Annotated in this window: 18 protein-coding genes and 1 pseudogene; 9 read left to right on the top strand and 10 right to left on the bottom strand. The window is 69.0% G+C overall.

Annotated features, from left to right (window positions below):
• Window positions 1-60: 60 nt before the first annotated feature.
• A protein-coding gene (locus ACZ601_RS06640; RefSeq protein ID WP_469533708.1) for an IS630 family transposase occupies window positions 61-1,127 on the top strand; the annotation gives its coding sequence in 2 pieces (ribosomal slippage) (window positions 61-507 and window positions 510-1,127; 1,065 coding nt in all).
• 104 nt (window positions 1,128-1,231) lie between these two features.
• Here the strand turns inward: ACZ601_RS06640 and ACZ601_RS06635 are convergent.
• From ACZ601_RS06635 to ACZ601_RS06625, 3 genes are all read right to left on the bottom strand, one after another.
• Window positions 1,232-1,849 carry a DUF6461 domain-containing protein gene (locus tag ACZ601_RS06635; RefSeq protein ID WP_469533705.1) on the bottom strand — a complete coding sequence of 206 codons (618 nt, stop codon included), beginning with the start codon at window positions 1,847-1,849 and terminating at the stop codon, window positions 1,232-1,234.
• A 798-nt stretch (window positions 1,850-2,647) separates the two neighbouring features.
• On the bottom strand, window positions 2,648-3,052 hold the full coding sequence (locus ACZ601_RS06630) for a hypothetical protein (protein ID WP_469533704.1): 405 nt from the start codon (window positions 3,050-3,052) through the stop codon (window positions 2,648-2,650).
• Window positions 3,053-3,067: 15 nt separating this feature from the next.
• Complete coding sequence (locus ACZ601_RS06625; protein ID WP_469533700.1) at window positions 3,068-3,490, bottom strand: hypothetical protein; 423 nt, start codon at window positions 3,488-3,490, stop codon at window positions 3,068-3,070.
• Window positions 3,491-3,938: 448 nt separating this feature from the next.
• Here ACZ601_RS06625 and ACZ601_RS06620 point away from each other — a divergent pair, with 448 nt between their 5' ends.
• Both ACZ601_RS06620 and ACZ601_RS06615 read left to right on the top strand, forming a co-directional pair.
• On the top strand, window positions 3,939-4,205 hold the full coding sequence (locus ACZ601_RS06620; protein WP_469533698.1) for a hypothetical protein: 267 nt from the start codon (window positions 3,939-3,941) through the stop codon (window positions 4,203-4,205).
• A gap of 29 nt (window positions 4,206-4,234) precedes the next feature.
• Entirely contained in the window at window positions 4,235-4,507 is a 273-nt protein-coding gene (locus ACZ601_RS06615) for a hypothetical protein (RefSeq protein ID WP_469533696.1), read from the top strand.
• A gap of 143 nt (window positions 4,508-4,650) precedes the next feature.
• On the opposite strand, the gene ACZ601_RS06610 is transcribed toward ACZ601_RS06615, so the two are convergent.
• On the bottom strand, window positions 4,651-6,180 hold the full coding sequence (locus ACZ601_RS06610; protein ID WP_440573498.1) for a helix-turn-helix domain-containing protein: 1,530 nt from the start codon (window positions 6,178-6,180) through the stop codon (window positions 4,651-4,653).
• 256 nt (window positions 6,181-6,436) lie between these two features.
• On the opposite strand from ACZ601_RS06610, the gene ACZ601_RS06605 reads away from it, so the two are divergent.
• A complete protein-coding gene (locus ACZ601_RS06605) occupies window positions 6,437-7,087 on the top strand; it encodes an MOSC domain-containing protein (protein ID WP_469533693.1) in 651 nt (216 codons plus the stop codon).
• Between the two features lie 175 nt (window positions 7,088-7,262).
• Here the strand turns inward: ACZ601_RS06605 and ACZ601_RS06600 are convergent.
• The 4 genes and pseudogenes from ACZ601_RS06600 to ACZ601_RS06585 form a co-directional block, all read right to left on the bottom strand.
• A pseudogene (locus tag ACZ601_RS06600) lies at window positions 7,263-7,493 on the bottom strand (AraC family transcriptional regulator); the annotation flags it as partial.
• 21 nt (window positions 7,494-7,514) lie between these two features.
• Window positions 7,515-7,925 (bottom strand): VOC family protein, encoded by a 411-nt coding sequence (locus ACZ601_RS06595; protein ID WP_328695290.1) that lies wholly within the window; start codon window positions 7,923-7,925, stop codon window positions 7,515-7,517.
• Between the two features lie 26 nt (window positions 7,926-7,951).
• A complete protein-coding gene (locus ACZ601_RS06590) occupies window positions 7,952-8,794 on the bottom strand; it encodes a class I SAM-dependent methyltransferase (RefSeq protein WP_469533690.1) in 843 nt (280 codons plus the stop codon).
• Window positions 8,795-8,952: 158 nt separating this feature from the next.
• The gene (locus tag ACZ601_RS06585; protein WP_469533688.1) at window positions 8,953-11,181 is read right to left on the bottom strand and encodes an MMPL family transporter; all 2,229 of its coding nucleotides are present in this window, start codon (window positions 11,179-11,181) and stop codon (window positions 8,953-8,955) included.
• Window positions 11,182-11,367: 186 nt separating this feature from the next.
• Between ACZ601_RS06585 and ACZ601_RS06580 the strand changes: the two genes are divergently transcribed.
• From ACZ601_RS06580 to ACZ601_RS06570, 3 genes are all read left to right on the top strand, one after another.
• Window positions 11,368-12,120 (top strand): TetR/AcrR family transcriptional regulator, encoded by a 753-nt coding sequence (locus ACZ601_RS06580; RefSeq protein WP_469533685.1) that lies wholly within the window; start codon window positions 11,368-11,370, stop codon window positions 12,118-12,120.
• Between the two features lie 105 nt (window positions 12,121-12,225).
• Window positions 12,226-13,410 (top strand): alpha/beta hydrolase family protein, encoded by a 1,185-nt coding sequence (locus ACZ601_RS06575; RefSeq protein WP_469533682.1) that lies wholly within the window; start codon window positions 12,226-12,228, stop codon window positions 13,408-13,410.
• 57 nt (window positions 13,411-13,467) lie between these two features.
• Entirely contained in the window at window positions 13,468-13,908 is a 441-nt protein-coding gene (locus ACZ601_RS06570; protein ID WP_469533681.1) for a glutaredoxin domain-containing protein, read from the top strand.
• Between the two features lie 91 nt (window positions 13,909-13,999).
• Here ACZ601_RS06570 and ACZ601_RS06565 read toward each other — a convergent pair whose 3' ends face one another.
• Window positions 14,000-14,671, bottom strand: a complete 672-nt coding sequence (locus ACZ601_RS06565) for a response regulator (RefSeq protein ID WP_469533678.1) — start codon at window positions 14,669-14,671, stop codon at window positions 14,000-14,002.
• Window positions 14,646-15,821 (bottom strand): sensor histidine kinase, encoded by a 1,176-nt coding sequence (locus ACZ601_RS06560; RefSeq protein WP_440573507.1) that lies wholly within the window; start codon window positions 15,819-15,821, stop codon window positions 14,646-14,648. The genes ACZ601_RS06565 and ACZ601_RS06560 overlap by 26 nt, the downstream gene beginning before the upstream one ends.
• Before the next feature lie 203 nt (window positions 15,822-16,024).
• On the opposite strand from ACZ601_RS06560, the gene ACZ601_RS06555 reads away from it, so the two are divergent.
• Both ACZ601_RS06555 and ACZ601_RS06550 read left to right on the top strand, forming a co-directional pair.
• Window positions 16,025-16,240: a hypothetical protein gene (locus ACZ601_RS06555; RefSeq protein WP_440573508.1), complete on the top strand. Its 216-nt coding sequence runs from the start codon at window positions 16,025-16,027 to the stop codon at window positions 16,238-16,240.
• A 5-nt stretch (window positions 16,241-16,245) separates the two neighbouring features.
• Window positions 16,246-18,429: an MMPL family transporter gene (locus ACZ601_RS06550; protein ID WP_469533674.1), complete on the top strand. Its 2,184-nt coding sequence runs from the start codon at window positions 16,246-16,248 to the stop codon at window positions 18,427-18,429.
• The last annotated feature ends 30 nt before the right edge of the window (window positions 18,430-18,459 follow it).

The following is an 18,459-nucleotide window of genomic DNA, read 5'->3' as shown; positions in this document are numbered from 1 at the left end:
ATTGAACTCGTGAAGTCATAGGGGCTGACGGTTGGTGCCCGCCTGCGGTATCACCGGAGGATGGGGTATCCACAGGGTGGCGGGTTGACTGCTGAACGGCAGTGCAAGCGCGAGGAGTTACGGCTTCAGGCGGCTGAGCGGTTTGCCCGGGGCGAGGGCAGTTCAGCGATCGCCAGGGATCTGCGGGTCAGCGTCCGGTCGGTGCAGAGATGGCGTCAGGCATGGGCCGAGGGCGGTCCACGATCCCTGAGATCGCAGGGCCCTGCATCGCTGCCGAGACTCAGCGAGAAGCAGTTCGCTCAGCTGGAATCGGAGCTGGCCAAGGGGCCGGCCGCGCACGGCTGGGAGGACCAGCGCTGGACTCTGAGCCGTGTGAAGACGGTGATCGGACGGCGCTTCCACCTCAATTACACGATCCAGGGCGTACGCAAGTTGTTGGTGCGGAACGGCTGGTCCTGCCAGGTTCCGGCCCGTCGTGCCATGGAGCGCGATGACGACGCGGTGGCTGGGTGGGTCAAGGAGGTGTGGCCCCGCGCGGAAGACTAGCGGCGGCTCGTGGAGCCTGGCTGGTCTTCGAGGACGAAGCCGGCTCCTCCATGACGCCGTCGCATGCCAAGACCTGGTCCCAGCGCGGCCGGACCCCGGTGGTGCGGGTCCGCGGCCGCTCTCGCAGACGGATATCGATCGCCGCGCTGACCTGCTACAAACCCGGCCACCGATCCCGGCTGATCTACCTTCCCCGCCGGGACGACGGCCGACGCGACGGGCGCAAGAGCTTCTCCTGGCGCGACTACCGGGACCTTCTGATCGCAGCCCACCAACAACTCGGCGGCCCGATCGTCCTCATCTGGGACAACCTCAACGTGCACAAAGCCGCAGGTCTACGGAAGTTCGCCGCCTCCCGTCACTGGCTGACCATCCTCTACCTGCCTGCATACGCACCCGACCTCAACCCAGTCGAAGGCATCTGGTCCCTGCTACGACGCGGCTGGCTCTCCAACATCGCCTTCTCCACGCCAGAACACCTCATCCGCACCATCCGGAGCGGCCTACGGCACATCCAGTACCGCAGCAACCTCATCGACGGCCGCCTTACCGAGACCGGCCTGACCATCAAATCCACATGACGACACCACGAGTTAAATCTCAGTAGCCACTACGGCATTCCCACGTGACGCCAAATCACGAAGTCGCACTGGAGTACTAGACGAGTTGTTCTACCCGTGGGGGTTTACAGGCGTCGGCCCAACATGCTGCGTATTTCGGGCGGAGTCGTCATACGTAGCCCGGGGACCTTGCGTTCGAGGGCTGGGCGATCAGGGGTATCGACGACTGCGGAAAGCAATGGCCCAGTGAGTAGGTCCGCGGTCAGGGGCTGTCCGACGTGTTCAGAGATTACGTCCAAACATGCGGCTACGGCGTTCAGGGAGGAGGGAATGAGCTCGTGGGCCTTGCGTGAGAATTCGTGGTTGCTCCACCCCCAAGCACTGGGTGGGTAGCCGGGTTCAAAGGATTCCATCAATTGGCCGTTCACTACATATTGGAACACCTTGAGTGCTTTTGCTGTGTGGTAGAGAATGATCGTTTCGGTGTTCGTGGACAGGTTGCAAATCACGCCGTCAAGAAACCCAATCGGGTTCTCGAACTCGATGCAAAAAGCCCAGCTCCCCAAAGAACCGGTACGGAGTAGCGTGCTTTCACCAGTCGCCGTATCGCAGTCCTTCGAGGCTAGCCAGCGGGCTGCACTCAGGTCAGCACCATAGATTTCGATTACCTCTTCCGCGCTGCGTGCCGCAGACAGCGTAAGGCAGAAATTCTGACTCTTCTCAAGGTTCCAGGATTCCAACATTCCAGCTACTCCCGCATGGACAGTGTGATCCGACGCCGTCTGCCCGCGGAAGTTAGCTTCTGCGGGCAGACGGCACTACTGCTGAGCTAGCGAGTCAGGAAGTACTGACGTAGAAGGATTCTTTGTCGATCAGACGTTGGCCCTGGATTAGGCTGATCTCCGAGGCGACCCTCTTCCGGACCGATGTGTCACCCAACGGGCACCGCGTGCTGGTGTTTGCCGTCCCGCCCGAGCAGGCGGGGCGCCGTACCGACGCAGGAGCGGACCGGCCGCAGCTGGCGGTGATGGAGCTGCCATGGAAACCACAGCCACCCGCCAACGATGAATCACAATGGGATTCATTGCCGTCGAATTACGAGTGGAAATCAATCAGCCAGGCAATGGAGACTCTGACCTGGCAATAGCTATTGGGATGCATCCAGCCGTTTGACCGCGCCGCAGTGGGCGCAGCTATTCCTGTGCCCGAATTCCGGCGGGCCGGCGGTGGTGGGGCCGCGGTGGGGCCCGGCGCCGAGCGCGGCCGTGCTCCTCTGTTCCCCGAAGCCGGGATGGTCGACCGTCGTGCCGACGGCACTCGGTGACCCGCAGTTTTCGCAGAACCCCTCTCAGAGTGCAGTACGCGAGGTAATGCCCTTTTAGCAGGCAGCGCGATATCCCGGATCATCAGCGCTGACGGCGAAGCAGCGCGGTCGGAGCGAGGCCGGACGACGGTCCGGCAGCTGGTCGACGAAAAGCGTTGCCGTGATCCGCAGTCGGACCACGACAACGCTTGACCGCGTTCATCTGCCGGTTGGGATATCAGCCACCGGTGTTGGCGTAGAAGAGGGGACTTACGGTACCCGACACCCAGTGCTTGTTGTCGTCTGCGTGAATGCGCGAGTAGCTGCGGAAGCGGATTTCCGCGTTCTCGCGCATGTTGTAGTTGCAGTCCTTCCAGCCACCTTTTTCCCCGGAAGTATTGGCGCAGTAGTGTCCGGTTGCGAGGTCACTTGAATAGACCCAGAGACTGACTGCGGCGTGGTCGTCAGCTTTGGTGTCCTTGAGCCAAATGTGATCTCCGTAAGCGGCGAAGCAGACGGTTGACGTGGGCCCGACCGAGCAGGGCGCGCCGGAGGGCGGTCCGGAGGCGGCCTGTGCGGGTGCGGTGGTGAGAGCGAACAGGGTAGCCGCCGCTGCAGTGGCGACGAAGATCTTTCTCAGCATGGTGAGTCTCCGTTCTCAGGTGGTGACGTCGAACCGGATGCCGGTGCCGGAAGTGGGGTTGCCGTTGTTGTCGACCCAGCCCCATAGACTGAGGAGCTTCTTTTCGGGAATCAGGTCGTGCAGGTTATTGCACCAGGTCCAGCCCGCCTTCTGTCCGAGGCTGTTTTTGCACTCGTAGACGATGCCACTCGTCCCCCAGAAGAATTGCGCGACGATGGCGTGGCCGTCAGCCTTCTTGTCTTTGATGTAGATCTCATCGCCGTTCTGCTCGTAACACAGGGCGAAGTATGAGTTTTCGTGGCAGGCCGAGCCGGCTGCGGGGCCATGGGTCACATTTGTTGTGTGGTAGGTCGTTGCCGCGCTTGCCGGTGTCGCCGTCGCGGCGAGCACGGCAACCAGCACAGCGAGAGACGAGACGGCCCTCAGTATTGCTTTCACGACGCGGGTTTCCTTCGGGAAGGTCGATGTCGGCACGCATGACCTGAAAGACCATGCGTGACATGTACACATGGATGCTAGGTGAATCTTTCGCGGCGATCAATGCCTTTGCTGCGAAATCCACTGCGGGGCAAGGTAGTTCACCCCTCACGACTCCAAGTCCGCCTTACCTCGCGTACCGCACTCTCACAACCTCCGATTTCTGCGAAGCCGTTCTGAGAGACGCGGTCGAGGCGCCGTCACCTGCCGAGACCGGCTTAGCGTTACTGGCTGCTCCGCTGGTGAGCGGCCGCGGCCGTCGCGGCTCGTGGCCGCTCGGCCAACAGACCCTGGTTGAACCCTGGAAAGCCCTGCCGGTGCGTCACATCCAGGTTAGGCAAGCCTTATCGGGTATTCTCCCTGGAATCACCGGTAGCTATCTTCTACCTGTGAAGGATCTCCCGTGCCGATGCCTATACCGCACATCGAGATGGACGACCCTCGCGTGCTCGCCCTCGCCCGGTGGCGCCAGCAGCTCTCGCGCGAGGGCGTGTACAACCCGGCCTGGGAGGAACTGACGGACGAGGAGCGCGAGCATTCGCTGCCCGACGCCCGCAACTACCTCAAGGCCGCCATCCGTGCCGGGCTGATCCCCGACCAGACGCGGCTCACCCCCGCCACGGGTTCCCCCTCTCCCCGCCCGAGCGTCCCAACCTTGACGCGTACACGGACATGAGCACCCAACTCGGCGCTGTGTAAGCCTTCTTGCGTGCTCGCACGGAGGAGGGGCCGGTCATCTCGCCGGCGGTCCACCAGATGCTGGGCTACGCCACGGCGTGCGTGGAGAACCGGGAGCACGGCTTCCACGCCCTGCGCCACTTCTTCGACTCCGAGGAACTGGAGGCCGGCGAATCGGTCGTCTCTCTGGCACGCTGGCTCGGCCACTCGGACCCTGGGTTCACGCTGCGGAAGTACTCCCACTTCCTGCCCCGCGCCGGCGCACGAGGTAGCGCCGCCATCGACGTGATCTTCGCGTAGCCGCGATCGGTCCGCTGGGTCCGTGGAGTGTGGCTCGTAGCCCACCGCAGGCCCAAAGTCCCAGAGAAGTCCCAGACATGCCGCCGCACCCCTCCCTGACCCGCTAAATGGCAGGTCAGGCGGGATGCGGCGGCATCCGCGTATCAGATGTCGCGGAAGATCTCGATCTGGGCGCCCACCGAGTTCAGCCGCTCCGCCAGCTCCTCGTAACCGCGGTTGATCACATACACGTTGCGCAGTACGGAGGTGCCCTCGGCCGCCATCATCGCGAGCAGCACCACCACCGCCGGCCGCAGCGCGGGCGGGCACATCATCTCGGCCGCGCGCCACCGGGTCGGGCCCTCGACGAGCACCCGGTGCGGGTCCAGGAGCTGGAGCCGGCCGCCGAGGCGGTTGAGGTCGGTGAGGTAGATGGCGCGGTTGTCGTAGACCCAGTCGTGGATCAGGGTCTGGCCGTGGGCCGAGGCGGCGATGGCCGCGAAGAACGGCACGTTGTCGATGTTGAGGCCGGGGAACGGCATCGGGTGGATCTTGTCGATCGGCGCCTCCAGCTTGGAGGGCCGGACCGTCAGGTCGACCAGCCGGGTGCGGCCGTTGTCGGCCGCGTACTCGGAGGTGCGGTCGCAGTCGACGCCCATCTCCTCCAGTACCGCGAGCTCGATCTCCAGGAACTCGATCGGTACCCGGCGGATCGTCAGCTCGGACTCCGTGACGACGGCGGCGGCCAGCAGGCTCATCGCCTCGACCGGGTCCTCGGAGGGGGAGTAGTCCACATCCACGTCGATGGTGGGCACGCCGTGCACGGTCAGTGTGGTCGTGCCGACGCCGTCCACCCGTACGCCCAGCGCCTCCAGGAAGAAGCAGAGGTCCTGGACCATGTAGTTGGAGGACGCGTTGCGGATGACGGTGGTGCCGTCGTGCCGGGCGGCGGCCAGCAGCGCGTTCTCGGTCACGGTGTCGCCGCGCTCGGTCAGCACGATGGGGCGGCCGGGCGTGACGGTGTGGTCGACCCGGGCGTGGTAGATGCCCTCGGTCGCGGCGATCTCCAGTCCGAACCGGCGCAGCGCGATCATGTGCGGCTCGATGGTCCGGGTGCCGAGGTCGCAACCGCCCGCGTACGGCAGCTTGAACTGGTCCGTCCGGTGCAGCAGCGGACCGAGGAACATGATGATCGACCGGGTCCGGCGGGCGGCGTCCGCGTCGATGGCGTCCATGTCGAGCCGGGCGGGCGGGACGATCTCCAGATCGGTGCCGTCGTTGATCCACCGGGTGCGCACCCCGATGGAGTTCAGCACCTCCAGGAGGCGGTAGACCTCCTCGATGCGGGCCACCCGGCGCAGCACGGTGCGGCCCTTGTTGAGCAGCGAGGCGCAGAGCAGCGCCACGCAGGCGTTCTTGCTGGTCTTGACGTCGATGGCGCCGGACAGCCGGCGCCCGCCGACCACCCTCAGGTGCATGGGGCCGGCGTAGCCGAGCGACACGATCTCACTGTCGAGTGCTTCACCGATGCGGGCAATCATCTCAAGGCTGATGTTTTGATTGCCGCGCTCGATGCGGTTCACGGCGCTCTGGCTGGTGGCGAGCGCCTCGGCGAGCTGACTCTGTGTCCAGCCCCGGTGCTGGCGGGCGTCACGGATGAGCTTGCCGATACGTACGAGGTAGTCATCTGACATGCCAAAAGGCTATCTCAGATATGAGATGAGCCTGTTGGTGGGGTGTGGTGTTCGGGTGACGGGCGGGTGCAGGCCCGCGGCGCGGGACAGCGGTGCGGGCGCGCGGCGCGGCGCGGGCGCCGCCACCCATGCCCATGGTCCGCCCGCCGGAACCGGCCGGCACCCGGAGCGCGTCCATCGGGGTTGCCCCCGGCCGGGACCGGGCGGCGGGGAAAAGGGGTCGCCCCGGCGCGGAGGCGGTCGTATGGTCCCCGGAATGAAGCTGCTCTCGGTCAACACCGGCCGCCCCCGTCCCAACCCCTGGAAAGGGCTGAGCTCGACCGGTATCGACAAGCGGCCCGTCACCGGACCGGTCGCCGTCACCGCTCCCGGCCCCAAGGGCACCGGCGCGGTCGGCCTCGCCGGGGACCGGGTCTACGACGTGAAGCACCACGGCGGCTCCGACCAGGCCGTCTACGCCTACGCCCGCGAGGACCTCGACGGCTGGCAGGCCGAGCTGGGCCGGCCGCTGCCCGACGGGGTCTTCGGGGAGAACCTCACGACCCTGGGGATCGACGTCAACGGCGCCCTGATCGGGGAGCGTTGGCGGATCGGGGCGGAGGTGGTCCTGGAGGTGTCCTGCCCGCGGATCCCGTGCGGGACGTTCCAGGGCTGGCTGGGGCGTGACGGCTGGATCAAGCGGTTCACGCGGGCCGCGCTGCCCGGGGCGTACCTGCGCGTGATCGAGCCGGGCGAGATCCGCGCCGGCGACCCGGTCGAGGTCGTGCACCGGCCGGATCACGACGTGACCGTCGCTCTCGTGTTCCGGGCCATGACCCTGGAGGGCGAGCTGCTGCCCCGGCTGCTGGCCGCCGACGCGTTGCCGGAGGAGGAGAAGGAGCTGGTCCGGCGGCGGACGTCCGGGTAGGGCGTGTTTTGAAAGTGGCGTCGTCCGCCGCGAGCGTGCCAGGCGCCGCCGGGCAGACGGGACTTTCAGAACACGCCCTACGCGCGGTCAGGCCGCCGTCCGGTCAGGGCGCGAGCACCGGCGGGGCGGCCCCCCGGGCGAAGACGTCCGGGGCGGACGCTTCCCGATTCCTGTCGGCGCGCTCTGTACGACGTGTCATCAGGTACGCGTACGGCGATGCGCCGTACGCCAGCCGGAACCGGCGGCTGAGGTCACCGGCGGACATGTGGACGCCGCGCGCGAGCGCCTCGACGTCCAGCGGGCGCGCGTACTCCCGGTCGATCCGGTCGCGGACCCGGCGCAGGACGGCCAGTTCGCGCAACCGCTGGTCCTGGGCGCGGGCCCGCGCCCACGAGGGATGGCACACGAGCGGATCCCCTCTCAGCTCTCAGCGGAGTTCCTGGATGCGGACCATGTTGCCCGCGGGATCGCGGAAGGCGCAGTCGCGGATTCCGTACGGCTGCTCGGTCGGTTCCTGGACGACCTCGGTCGTGGCCGCCTGCACCTTCTCGAAGGTCGCGTCGAGGTCCCGGGTGGCCAGCAGGATCCATCCGTAGGTGCCCTTGGCCATCATCTCGGTGATGGTGCGGCGTTCGTCCTCCGTGACCCCGGGGTCGGCGGCCGGGGGTGCCAGGAGGATGGACGTGTCGGGCTGACCGGCCGGGCCGACCGTGATCCAGCGCATCCGTCCCTGACCGACGTCACTGCGGACCTCGAAGCCGAGGGCGTCACGGTAGAAGGCCAGCGACGCGTCCGGGTCGTCGTGCGGAAGGACGCTGGTGTGAATGGTGATGTCCATGGCGGTCAGACTAGGCACGGTCCGCGTCAGGCGCTTCTCGATTCCTGACCGGATCGAGACCCGCCCTGCGGACGGCGGCCCCAGGCCGAGATCATCGGGGCGGTCGCCAGGTCGAGCTCCCCGGTGGCGACGTTCGAGAGATGGCGGTCGATGTCCGCGTCGGACGCGATCCCCGCCGCCACCAGCCGGTCACGGATCTGCCGGACGGTCGCGGCCTCAAGGACGGTGCAGGCCGGCGAGGTGATCGGGAAGTAGGCGTCCGCCCGCACATCGAGCAGGCCGGCCTCGCGCAGCCGCCTGGGCAGGGTCCTGCCGTACGCGAGATCGGCCCCGCGCCCCGCCATCAGCTCCCGGAACCCGGACCGCAGGCGGTTGGCCAGCCGCTGCTCGGGGCCCGACTCGTCCGGGCACAGCAGGGGCTGCAGCCCCGGATCGGCGTCCTCCAGGAGCAGCACGCCACCGGGTCGCAGCGCCTGGACCATGCGGCGCAGGGCCTCGGCCCGGTCGACGACGTGCACCAGGACCAGCCGGGCGTGCACCAGGTCGAAGCCGCCCGGCGGCGGAGGATCGGCCGCGACGTCGTGGCGCAGCACCTCGACGGTGTCGGAGGCGGCTTGCCGGGCCCAGGACACGTCGATGTCGGTGCAGACGACCTGCCCGGTGGCGCCGACCCGCTCTGCGAGACCCGCGGGGACGGAGGGGCCGCCGGCGCCGACCTCCCAGCACCGCATGCCCTCGGTGAGGCCGATCCGGTCGATGTGCCGGAACGTCACCGGGTCGAAGAGCTCGGCCAGCGCGCCGAACCTTACTCCCGCCTCCGACTGCTGGTTGTCCAGCAGATATCCCTTGTCCTCGCCGTGCTCGGTCATGCCCGCCTCCCTGTCGCTGTCTCCGTCCGCCGGACTCGAAGTCCACCATGCCCGGTGCCGCCGGGCACCGCCCGCCCCGTCCCGTCCATGCGGGTGCCCGCCTCCCGGAGGCCGGGAGGCGGGCACACTTCGCGGGGGGGGGAGAGGGCCGTGCGTGGTCAGATCCGGGCCGGGTCCTTCGCGTACGACGACTCGGGCGACCCGGCGGTGGGCTCAGGCGCGGGGCCGCCCTCGCTGAGGCCGAACCGTCCGTGGACCCTGCGCAGGAAGCCGGGCGCGTACCAGGCGGACCGGCCGAGCAGCCGCATCGCGGCGGGCACCAGGATGCCGCGTACCGCGACGGCGTCGATGAGGATGGCGAGGCCGCTGCCCAGACCGAACAGCTGCATGAAGCTGAGCTCGGCCGTGCCGAAGGCGAAGAAGCTCACCGCCAGCAGGCACGCCGCCGCGCTGACGATGCGTCCCGTGTGCCCGAGCCCGTTGGTCACGGCGCTCTCGTTGTCCTCGCCCAGGTCGTGGAGTTCCTTGATCCGGCTGGTGACGAAGACCTCGTAGTCCATGGAGAGACCGAAGGCGATGCAGAACATCAGCACGGTCATGGACACCTCCATCGGCTGGGCCGTGAACCCGAGCAGCGAGGAGAGGTGGCCGTCCTGGAAGATCCAGGTCATGACGCCGAGGGTCGCCGCCAGGCTGATCATGTTGAGCACCAGCGCGCGCAGCGGCTGGACGATGCTCCCGGTGAACAGGAAGAGCAGCAGGAACGTGGTGAGGACGACCAGGGTCACCGCGATCGGAAGGCGGTCCGCGATCGCGCCCTTGGCGTCGACCAGTACGGCGTCGGTGCCGCCCACCAGGGCGTGCGCTCCGGCGGGCGGGGCGAGCGCCCGCACCTCGCCGACCAGGGCCTGGGACGCGTCCGACTTCGGGGCCAGCGCGCTCACCACGTTGATCCGCTGCGCGTCGGGGCGGCCGAGCGCGGGGTTGCCGGCGGCGGTGGACCGTCCGTCGGCGTAGGTTCCGGCGCTGGTCTCTACGCGGGCGACGCCCTTGAGGCCGGACAGTCCGGCCGCGTACGACGCCAGCGGGGCCTTGCCCACCGAGGTGTCGATGACGACGTGGAGGGCCGCGTCGTCATTGCCGTCGAACTTCTCCTGGAGGACCGCCGAGACCTGGCGGCTCTCGGCGCCCGAGGACAGCACGCGTTCGTCCGGTGTGCCGAAGGTGATGCCGAGGAGCGGGCTCGCCGCGACCAGCAGGACCGCGAGCACGGGCAGTGCGGTGAGCGCGGGCCGCCGCATGACGGTGCCGGCCAGCCGTCCCCACACCGGTGCCCGGTTGCCGGTACGGCCCGGCTTCGCCCACGGCATCCGCCCGCTGTTCACCCGGTGACCCAGCACGACGAACAGGGCCGGCATGACGAACAGCGTGCTGAACGCCGCGATGGCGACGACCCCGACCCCGGCGTAGCCGAACGAGCGCAGGAAGTACTGCGGAAACACCAGGAGCGCGGCGAGCGCGGCCGCCACGGTCGCGGCGGAGAACGCGACCGTACGGCCCGCGGTGCTCACCGTCCGCCGGACGGCGTCGTCCACGCTCGCCCCGGTCGCCAGCTGTTCCCGGAACCGGCTGATCATCAGCAGGGCGTAGTCGATGCCGAGACCCAGCCCCAGCGCCGTGGTGAGGTTGACCGCGAAGACGGAGACATCGGTGACGCTGCCGAGGAGGAAGAGCTCCGCGAACGTGCCGGCGATGGCGATGACGCCGATCACCAGCGGCAGCAGGGCGGCCACCGCGCTGCCGAAGACGACCAGGAGCAGCAACAGGGTCAGCGGTACGGCGATGCCCTCGGCCAGCAGCAGGTCCTTGCCCGACTGCGTCCCCATCTCGCTGGTCACGGCGGCGGCGCCACCCGCCCGGACCGTGAGCACGTCCTCGTACGGCCCGGTGTAGGCGTCGATGACGCTCTTGGCGTTCTCGTCGCGCTCGGTGTCGTTGCCCTTCACATGGGCGAGCACCATGGCCTCGCGGCCGTCCTCGGAGCGGAGGGCGGCGCTGCCCGTGTCCCAGAACGAGACGACGTTCTCCAGGTTCTTCTCCTTCTTGAGGCCGGCCAGCAGGGCCCGGCCGCTCCGCTGCGCGTCCGGGGCGTCGACGCGGCCCCCGTCGGCGCGGACCAGCAGGACCAGGTTCGTCTCCCCGCCGAACTTCTCGTCGATGACCTTCCCGGCCCGGGTGGACGAGGAGGCCGGGTCGTCGTAGCCGCCCCCGAGCAACTTGCCGAACGCGCCGGAGCCCAGGACGCCCATGAGGGCAACGGCCACGACGGCGACGACGAGTATCAACCGGGGCCGGCGGATGGCCAGTTCGGCTATGCGTTCAAACACGCACGATCTCCTTAGGTGCCCATGTGGAGGTGTCCACACGGAAGAGGTCCGGATGGGAAACGGCCCGAACGGCCGCGGCCACGAGTGACGTTAGTGAGGAGCAAGAAGATTTGGCAGTGTGAGATTTTCTTCATGGGTGACAAGTTCCTCTTGCCCCGCACGCGGTGGCCGCCGTACGGTCGCCCCATGCCCGCCGACGAACACGTGACGGTCCCGCAGACCCTGCGCCAGCGCCGCCGGGCCGCGGCGACCCGGGAGATCCTGGACGCCGCCGAGCAGCACATCGCCGAGAGCGGTCCCGCCGCCCTGTCACTGCGTGCGGTCGCCCGTGGCCTGGGGATGACCGTGCAGGCGCTGTACCACTACTTCCCGAGCCGCGAGGCCCTCGTCACGGAGCTGATCGCCAAGGCGTACGGCGACCTGGCCGATGCGGTACAGGCCGCCGTCGACACCGCCCCGGACGACCCCGGCCTGCCGCGCCTGGTGGTCGCGGCCGAGGGCTACCGCCAGTGGGCCGTCGCCCACCCGGAGCGTTTCCAGCTTCTCTACGGGACGCCGTTGCGGGACTACGCGGCCCCCGTCGAGGGCCCGACGACGCAGGCGATGCGCCGGATGAGCTCGATCTTCGAGCGCGAGATGTTCGACGGGTTCACCGTGGCGCAGCTCGCCGCCGCAGAGACCCCCGCGCTCTCGCCCGAGCTCCGGGCGTACCTGGAGCGACTGCCGCACTACGGTCCGGGGCGGCTGCCGCCTCCCGCGACCGCCCTGCTGCTCAGCGCGTGGGGACACCTCAACGGACTGGTCATCCTGGAGGTGTTCGGGCACGCCGCGTTCCTGGGCGGTCACCAGGCCGAGATCTTCCGCATCGCGATGCGGAACCTGCTGGACGACGTCCACCGACAGATCCCCGCGAGCGCGGGTGAACGGCCCGGCGGCTGAGCGTCGCGTGGTACCTGGGTCCGACACCGGTCAGACCGCGGAGGTATGTCCAAGTCGCCCTGTAGCAGCATGCGTTGGCGTCGCCCGCTGCCTAGCGTTGGTCGCATGACCACTACCGGACATCACCGAGCCGGCGCCGCCGCGCTGCTCGCCCTCGCCCTGTCCGCCCCGCTCCTGGGCGCCGCACCGGCCGCCGCGGCCCACACTCCACGGCCCCCGTCCCGGGTCGCCCCCGCGAACGCGCTGGAACTGCCTGATCCCACCGGCCCGTACGCGGTGGGCCGGCGCACCCTGCACCTGGTCGACCATCACCGCACGGACCCATGGGTGCCGTCGGCCGGCGACCGGGAACTGATGGTGTCGGTGACGTACCCGTCCCGGCCGGCGACCGGCTCGCCGGCGCCGTACATGACGACCGAAGAGGCGCGACTCCTCCTGGAGGCGCGGGGACTCGACGGCCTCGTGCCCCCGGAACCGGTCGCCCGGACCGGCACCCATGAGCGGGAGGGGGCTTCCCCGGCGCGGGGGCGCTTCCCGCTGGTCCTGCTCTCCCCGGGATTCTCGATGCCGCGCACCACCCTCACCTCGATCGCCGAGGACCTGACAAGCCGGGGCTATGTCGTCGCGTCTGTGGACCACGCCTACGAATCCGTCGGCACCGCGTTCCCCGGCGGCCGAGTGCTGACCTGTGCGGCGTGCGAGCAGGTCGAGAGGGACGAGAAGTGGACCGATGCGGTGCGCGGCCGGGCCGAGGACATGTCCTTCGTGATCGACGAGCTGACGCACGGCCGGAAGGCGGGGGCGCTGTCCCGACTGATCGATACCCGCAGGATCGGCATGGCCGGGCATTCGATCGGAGGCGCGGCCGCTGCGGCGACCATGGCCGGCGACCGTCGCGTCCGGGCGGGGGCCGACCTCGACGGTGACTTCTTCGTGAGCCCCGCCGCGACGGGGCTCGGGGGGCGCCCCTTCATGATGCTCGGCGCCGAGGACCTGCACAGCCCCGGCGGCGCGACCGGCGACTGGCCCGACGCGTGGAAGCACCTGGAGGGCTGGAAGCGCTGGCTGACCGTGGCCGGCGCCGGGCACTTCTCCTTCACGGACCTGCCGTACCTGGCCGACCGGCTCGGACTGTCGGACTCCGCCGTGCCGCTGCCCGCGGAACAGGGGTGGCACATCACCCGGGACTACGTCGCGGCCTTCTTCGACCTGCACCTGCGGGGCATTCCGCAGCCGCTCCTCGACGGCCCCTCCGCCAGGTATCCCGAGGTGGTGTTCCGGCGGCCCTGACCGGACGAAGGACCCTGTGTCGACGAGCCGTTCGGCTGATCGGTAGCCTGCTCCACCATGATGCGCGCCTGGATCCTGCCGATGCTCTACCTGCTCTGCGGCTCAGCCGTCGCGACGGGGTCGTTCCTGGAGGGGAGCATCGGTACGGCGGTGGCACTCCTGCTGGTTTTCCTGGCGCTCGCCGGACTGCACTCGCCCCTGATCTTCCCGAGGTCGACCGGTGCCGGGGAGGCGCAACGCCGCAGCGCGGCCGACGGCCGTCCGGTCGTCTTCTGGCGTCCTGGCTGCGCGTACTGCATGCGGCTGCGCATCCGGCTGGGCCGCGGCGCCGGCCGGATGCACTGGGTCAACATCTGGCGCGACCCGGAAGGAGCCGCGGCGGTGAGGGCGGTCAACGACGGCAACGAGACCGTACCGACCGTCTTCGTCGCGGGACTGCCCCATACCAACCCCGATCCCGCCTGGGTGCGCGCACAGCTCGCCCCTCGTCGGGGATGAGGCACGGGCACAAAGTCCTTCGGCAACGAATCGGGTCGTCTGCTCAGCGCTGATCCGCGACGACCATCCCGGCTCGTAGCCCCTCGGGGATTCAGCCCGTGAGCCAGCCGGGGGCGACCATGCGGTACTCGTAGGCCATGACCACGACTTGCGACCTGTCCCGAGCACCGAGTTTGGCCATGATGCGGCTCACGTGGGTCTTCGCGGTCAGCGGTGAGACGACCAGCTGTGCGGCGATTTCGTCGTTGGTGCGTCCGGCTGCGATCAGCCGCATCACTTCACGTTCGCGGCTGGTCAGCGCGTTGAGGCGCGGGTCGGGCTCGCGGGGGTTGTCCGGCCGGCCGGCGAACTCGGCGATGAGTCTGCGGGTGATGGAGGGGCTGATGAGAGCGTCGCCCCGTACGGCGACGCGCATCGCGTGCAGGAGTTCCTCCGGTTCGGTGTCCTTGACGAGGAAGCCCGTGGCGCCCGCTCGCAAGGCCCCGTACACGTACTCGTCGAGGTCGAAGGTCGTCAGCATGACTACCTTCACCGCCGCCAGTTCCTTGTCGGCGGCGATACGGCGAGCGGCTTCGAGTCCGTCCATGACGGGCATACGGATGTCCATCAGCACCACGTCGGGGCGCAGTTCACGGCAGGCGGCCAGGGCGGTCTCTCCGTCGGCGGCCTCGCCGACCACGTGCAGGTCGTCCTCGTCGTCGAGGATGCCGCGGATCCCGGCGCGCACGAGGCGCTGGTCATCCGCCAGCAGGATCCTGATCATCAACTGCTCCGCCGATCGGTTCGTGGTGGTCCGGAAACGGTAGCCGGGCCTGGACCGTGAATCCGCCCGCACTGCCAGGCTCGGCGCTCACTGTTCCGCCCAGGGCGCGTGCCCGTTCCGTCATGCCCGCGATCCCGCTGCCATGCTCGTGTCCGGAACGGGTCCCGCCCCTTCCGTCGTCCTGGACGCTGAGCGTCAGTTCCCGGGCGTCGTGGCGGATCCGGACGACGACGTGCCGGGCTCCGCTGTGCTTGACGGTGTTGGTCAGCGACTCCTGGACGATGCGATAGGCGGCGAGGTCCACCGAGGCCGGCAGCGGGGAGCGGGTTCCGCTCTGTTCGACGCGTACGTCCAGACCCGCCCGAGTGGCTGAGGAGACCAGTTCGTCGATCCTGGACAGGCCCGGTGACGGAGTGGTGGGAGCCTCTTCGTCGACCTGACGCAGTACGCCGAGGGTGGCGCGCAGTTCCCGCAGGCCCTCCTTGCTGCCCTGCTTGATGGCGGTCAGTGCCTCCTGCGCCTGGGCGGGGTCCTTGCGCAGCCGGTGCAGGGCGGACGATGCCTGGACGTGGATCATCGACATGTTGTGGCCGATCACGTCGTGCAGTTCACGAGCGATGCGCAACCGCTCCTGAACGGTGCGCATCCTCGCCTCCTCCTCGGCGTAGGCGATCCGGCCGTGGCGCATCGCCCCCAACGCCACCACCGCGACCAGCCAGCCGGTCAGCATGAACACCGCAGTGCCGTTGACATCGCCGGTGCCGGCCAGGACTCCCGCGCCCACACCGATGACCATGACCGCCGCCATGGCGACCGATGCCCGCGTCCGTCCCTGGGCCGCCAGCGCGTACAGCGCGGCGACCGGGACGAGGACAAGCGGGCCGTCGACCGTGCTCAGCAGGTAGTAGACACCGGTGCCGGTCACCGTGAACCAGCCGACCGCCACCGGGTGTGCGCGGCGCAGCGGAAGCGCCGCGCACACCGCCACGGCCGACAGCCAGCAGCCGATCACCGATCCGGTGACGGCCCGGTCCGCGCCCAGCCGCTGCCCCTCGGCCACACCTGTCAGGACCAGCACGATCCCGGCGAGCGCCAGGTCGGCGCGCCGCCCGGTGGGCAGGCGCGGGCGCGTGACATCGAGGCGCGGCATACCTTCATTCTGCCTGCGGCACGACCCGGACCAGGTGTATATGTCCGCCTTCGCGACGCGATGGCGTGCTGGAGAGGTACGCGCCGACCGCGCCGTACATCCGCTGGTGTACGGCGCGGCTGTCGCCATCCTGCTCCGGGTGCAGGCCGACTGTCAGCCGTGGGCCGATGACCGAGGCCGGTGTCCACGCGCACGATCGAGGCATGTCGTCGTCTTTCACCCCGTCCTGGATCAGTGCTGCCGCCGTCGGCGCACTGGTGGGTGCCGCTGCCGGAATTCTGCTGGTCACCGCTGCCGGAACGTTCTCCATCACGGTCAGTGGTGTGTGCGCCGGGCTGGCGCTCGGTGTCCCGGCTCTTGCCGGAGCGGTCGTGGGTGTGGCGATGACCGCAGGCAACACTCGCTCGAATTCGAGGTAGGCATCATGTCTTCGCCCCGCGGCTCCGCCGCGTCCCTTGCACCGTCCGTGCCACAGAGCGCCGCGTCCGCGCCCGTGGGACGGTTCGGTGCCCTGGCCGGCTGGGCGCAGCGTCATCGTTGGGCCGCCCTTCTGCTGTGGGTGGCCGTGGTGGCCGCCATCACGCTGGGCTCCGCCGCTGCGGGCTCCGCGTACCGAAACGACTTCTCGCTGCCGGGCACCGATTCCCAGGCGGCCACCGACCTGTTCACGAAGCACGGCAGTGACCAGGCCGGTGACAGTGTCGAGATCGTCTTCAAGGACACCGGGGGCATCACGAGAGCCCGGACCAGGGTGGAGCCGATGCTGGCCGAGGTGGAGCACATGGCGGGGGTCGCCGAGGTGCGCAGTCCCTTCGCCGATGCCTCGGCGGTGTCCGAGGACGGCACGATCGGCTACGCGTCCGTCACGCTGGACGGCAAGACGGAAGACGTTCCCAAGGAGGACGTCGCCAACATCATCGACACCGCGCAGAGCATCGCCACCGGTCACCTCCAGGTCGAGGTGGGCGGCGAGGCCGCGCGCAATGCCGAGGACAAGGCGGGACCGACCGCCGAACTCGCCGGGATCGTGGCCGCCCTGGTCATTCTGGTGCTGCTGTTCGGCTCGCTGCTCGCGGCATCACTGCCGCTGATCACCGCACTGTTCGCCGTCGGCGGCGCCATCGGCCTGATCGCCCTGGCCTCGCACCTCTTCACCGTCGCGGACTTCACCCCGCCCATCCTGATGCTCGTCGGCCTCGGCGTCGGCGTCGACTACGCGCTGCTGATCTTCTACCGGTACCGCCACGAACTCCTGGCCGGAGCCCAGCCCGCAGAGGCCGGCCGCAAGGCCCTCGACTCCGCCGGCCGCACGGTCTTCTTCGCCGGCTGCACCGTCATCGTCGCCCTGCTGGGCCTGGTCGCCCTCGGACTCGGCTCCCTGCGGGGCATCGCCCTCGCGGTAGCCATCACCGTCCTGATCACCATGGCCGCATCCCTCGTACTGCTCCCCGCTCTGCTGGCATTGTCCGGCGGCCGCATCCAGCGCCATGTCCTCAAGCAGCGGGCCAAGGGCACCGAGAAGGGCAAGACCGAAGGGGACGGCTGGCGCGCCATGGCACGCGCCGTGCAGCGACGCCCGATCCCGACCCTGCTGGCCGGCGTGATCGCGCTCCTGGCCCTGTCCGCACCGGCCCTGGGCATGCGCCTGGGCTTCGCCGACTCCGGCAACGATCCCGAGGAGACCACCTCCCGCCATGCCTACGAGTTGCTCGCCGAAGGCTTCGGCCCCGGCTTCAACGGGCCGCTCATCGTCCTGGTCAAGGGAGATCGAGAAGCCGGCGAGGCCGTCCGGGCGAAGCTCGCCACCACCGACGGCGTCGCCGAGGCCGGCCCCGCGATGCCCTCCGAGGACGGCGCCCTGTCCACCGTCTTCGTCTACCCGACGACCTCACCACAGGCCGAGGGAACCGTGGACCTCGTGCACCGTCTGCGCGACGACGTGGCGCCGCCCCTGGAACGCACCACCGGCGCCGACGTGCTGGTCGGCGGTGCCACGGCCGCCTCCCAGGACGTCTCCCAGACGCTCGCCGACCGGCTGCCCCTGTTCGTCGCTGTCGTTGTAGGCGTCTCCTCGCTGCTGCTCCTGCTGGTCTTCCGGTCGATCTGGATCCCCGTCAAGGCCGCTGCCTTGAACCTGCTGTCCATCTCCGCCGCGCTGGGCGTGATCACCCTGGTGTTCCAGCACGGCTGGTTCGGAGCGCAGCCGGGGCCCGTCGAAGCCTTCATCCCCGCGCTGATCTTCGCGATCGTCTTCGGGCTGTCCATGGACTATGAGGTCTTCCTCATCTCCCGTATCCACGAAGAATGGACGCGCACCCAGGACCCTTCGCAATCCGTACGCGAAGGGCTCGCCTCCACCGGCAAGGTCATCACCGCCGCCGCGGCCATCATGATGTTCGTCTTCGGGGCGTTCGTCCTCAGTTCGGACCGCATGCTCCAGCAGTTCGGGCTCGGCCTGGCCGTGGCCATCCTGCTCGACGCCGTGGTCATCCGCTGCCTGATCGTTCCCGCCGTCATGCAGCTGCTCGGCAAACGGGCCTGGTGGCTCCCTGCCCCGCTGGCCCGAAAGCTGCCCAAGATGTCCATCGAACGCCCTGAACACAGCTGACCCCGCCTCGGCGCGTCTCGGATCACTGCG

Source organism: Streptomyces sp. NPDC104307, from assembly GCF_055584045.1.
This window is presented reverse-complemented; position numbering and strand designations above follow the sequence as displayed.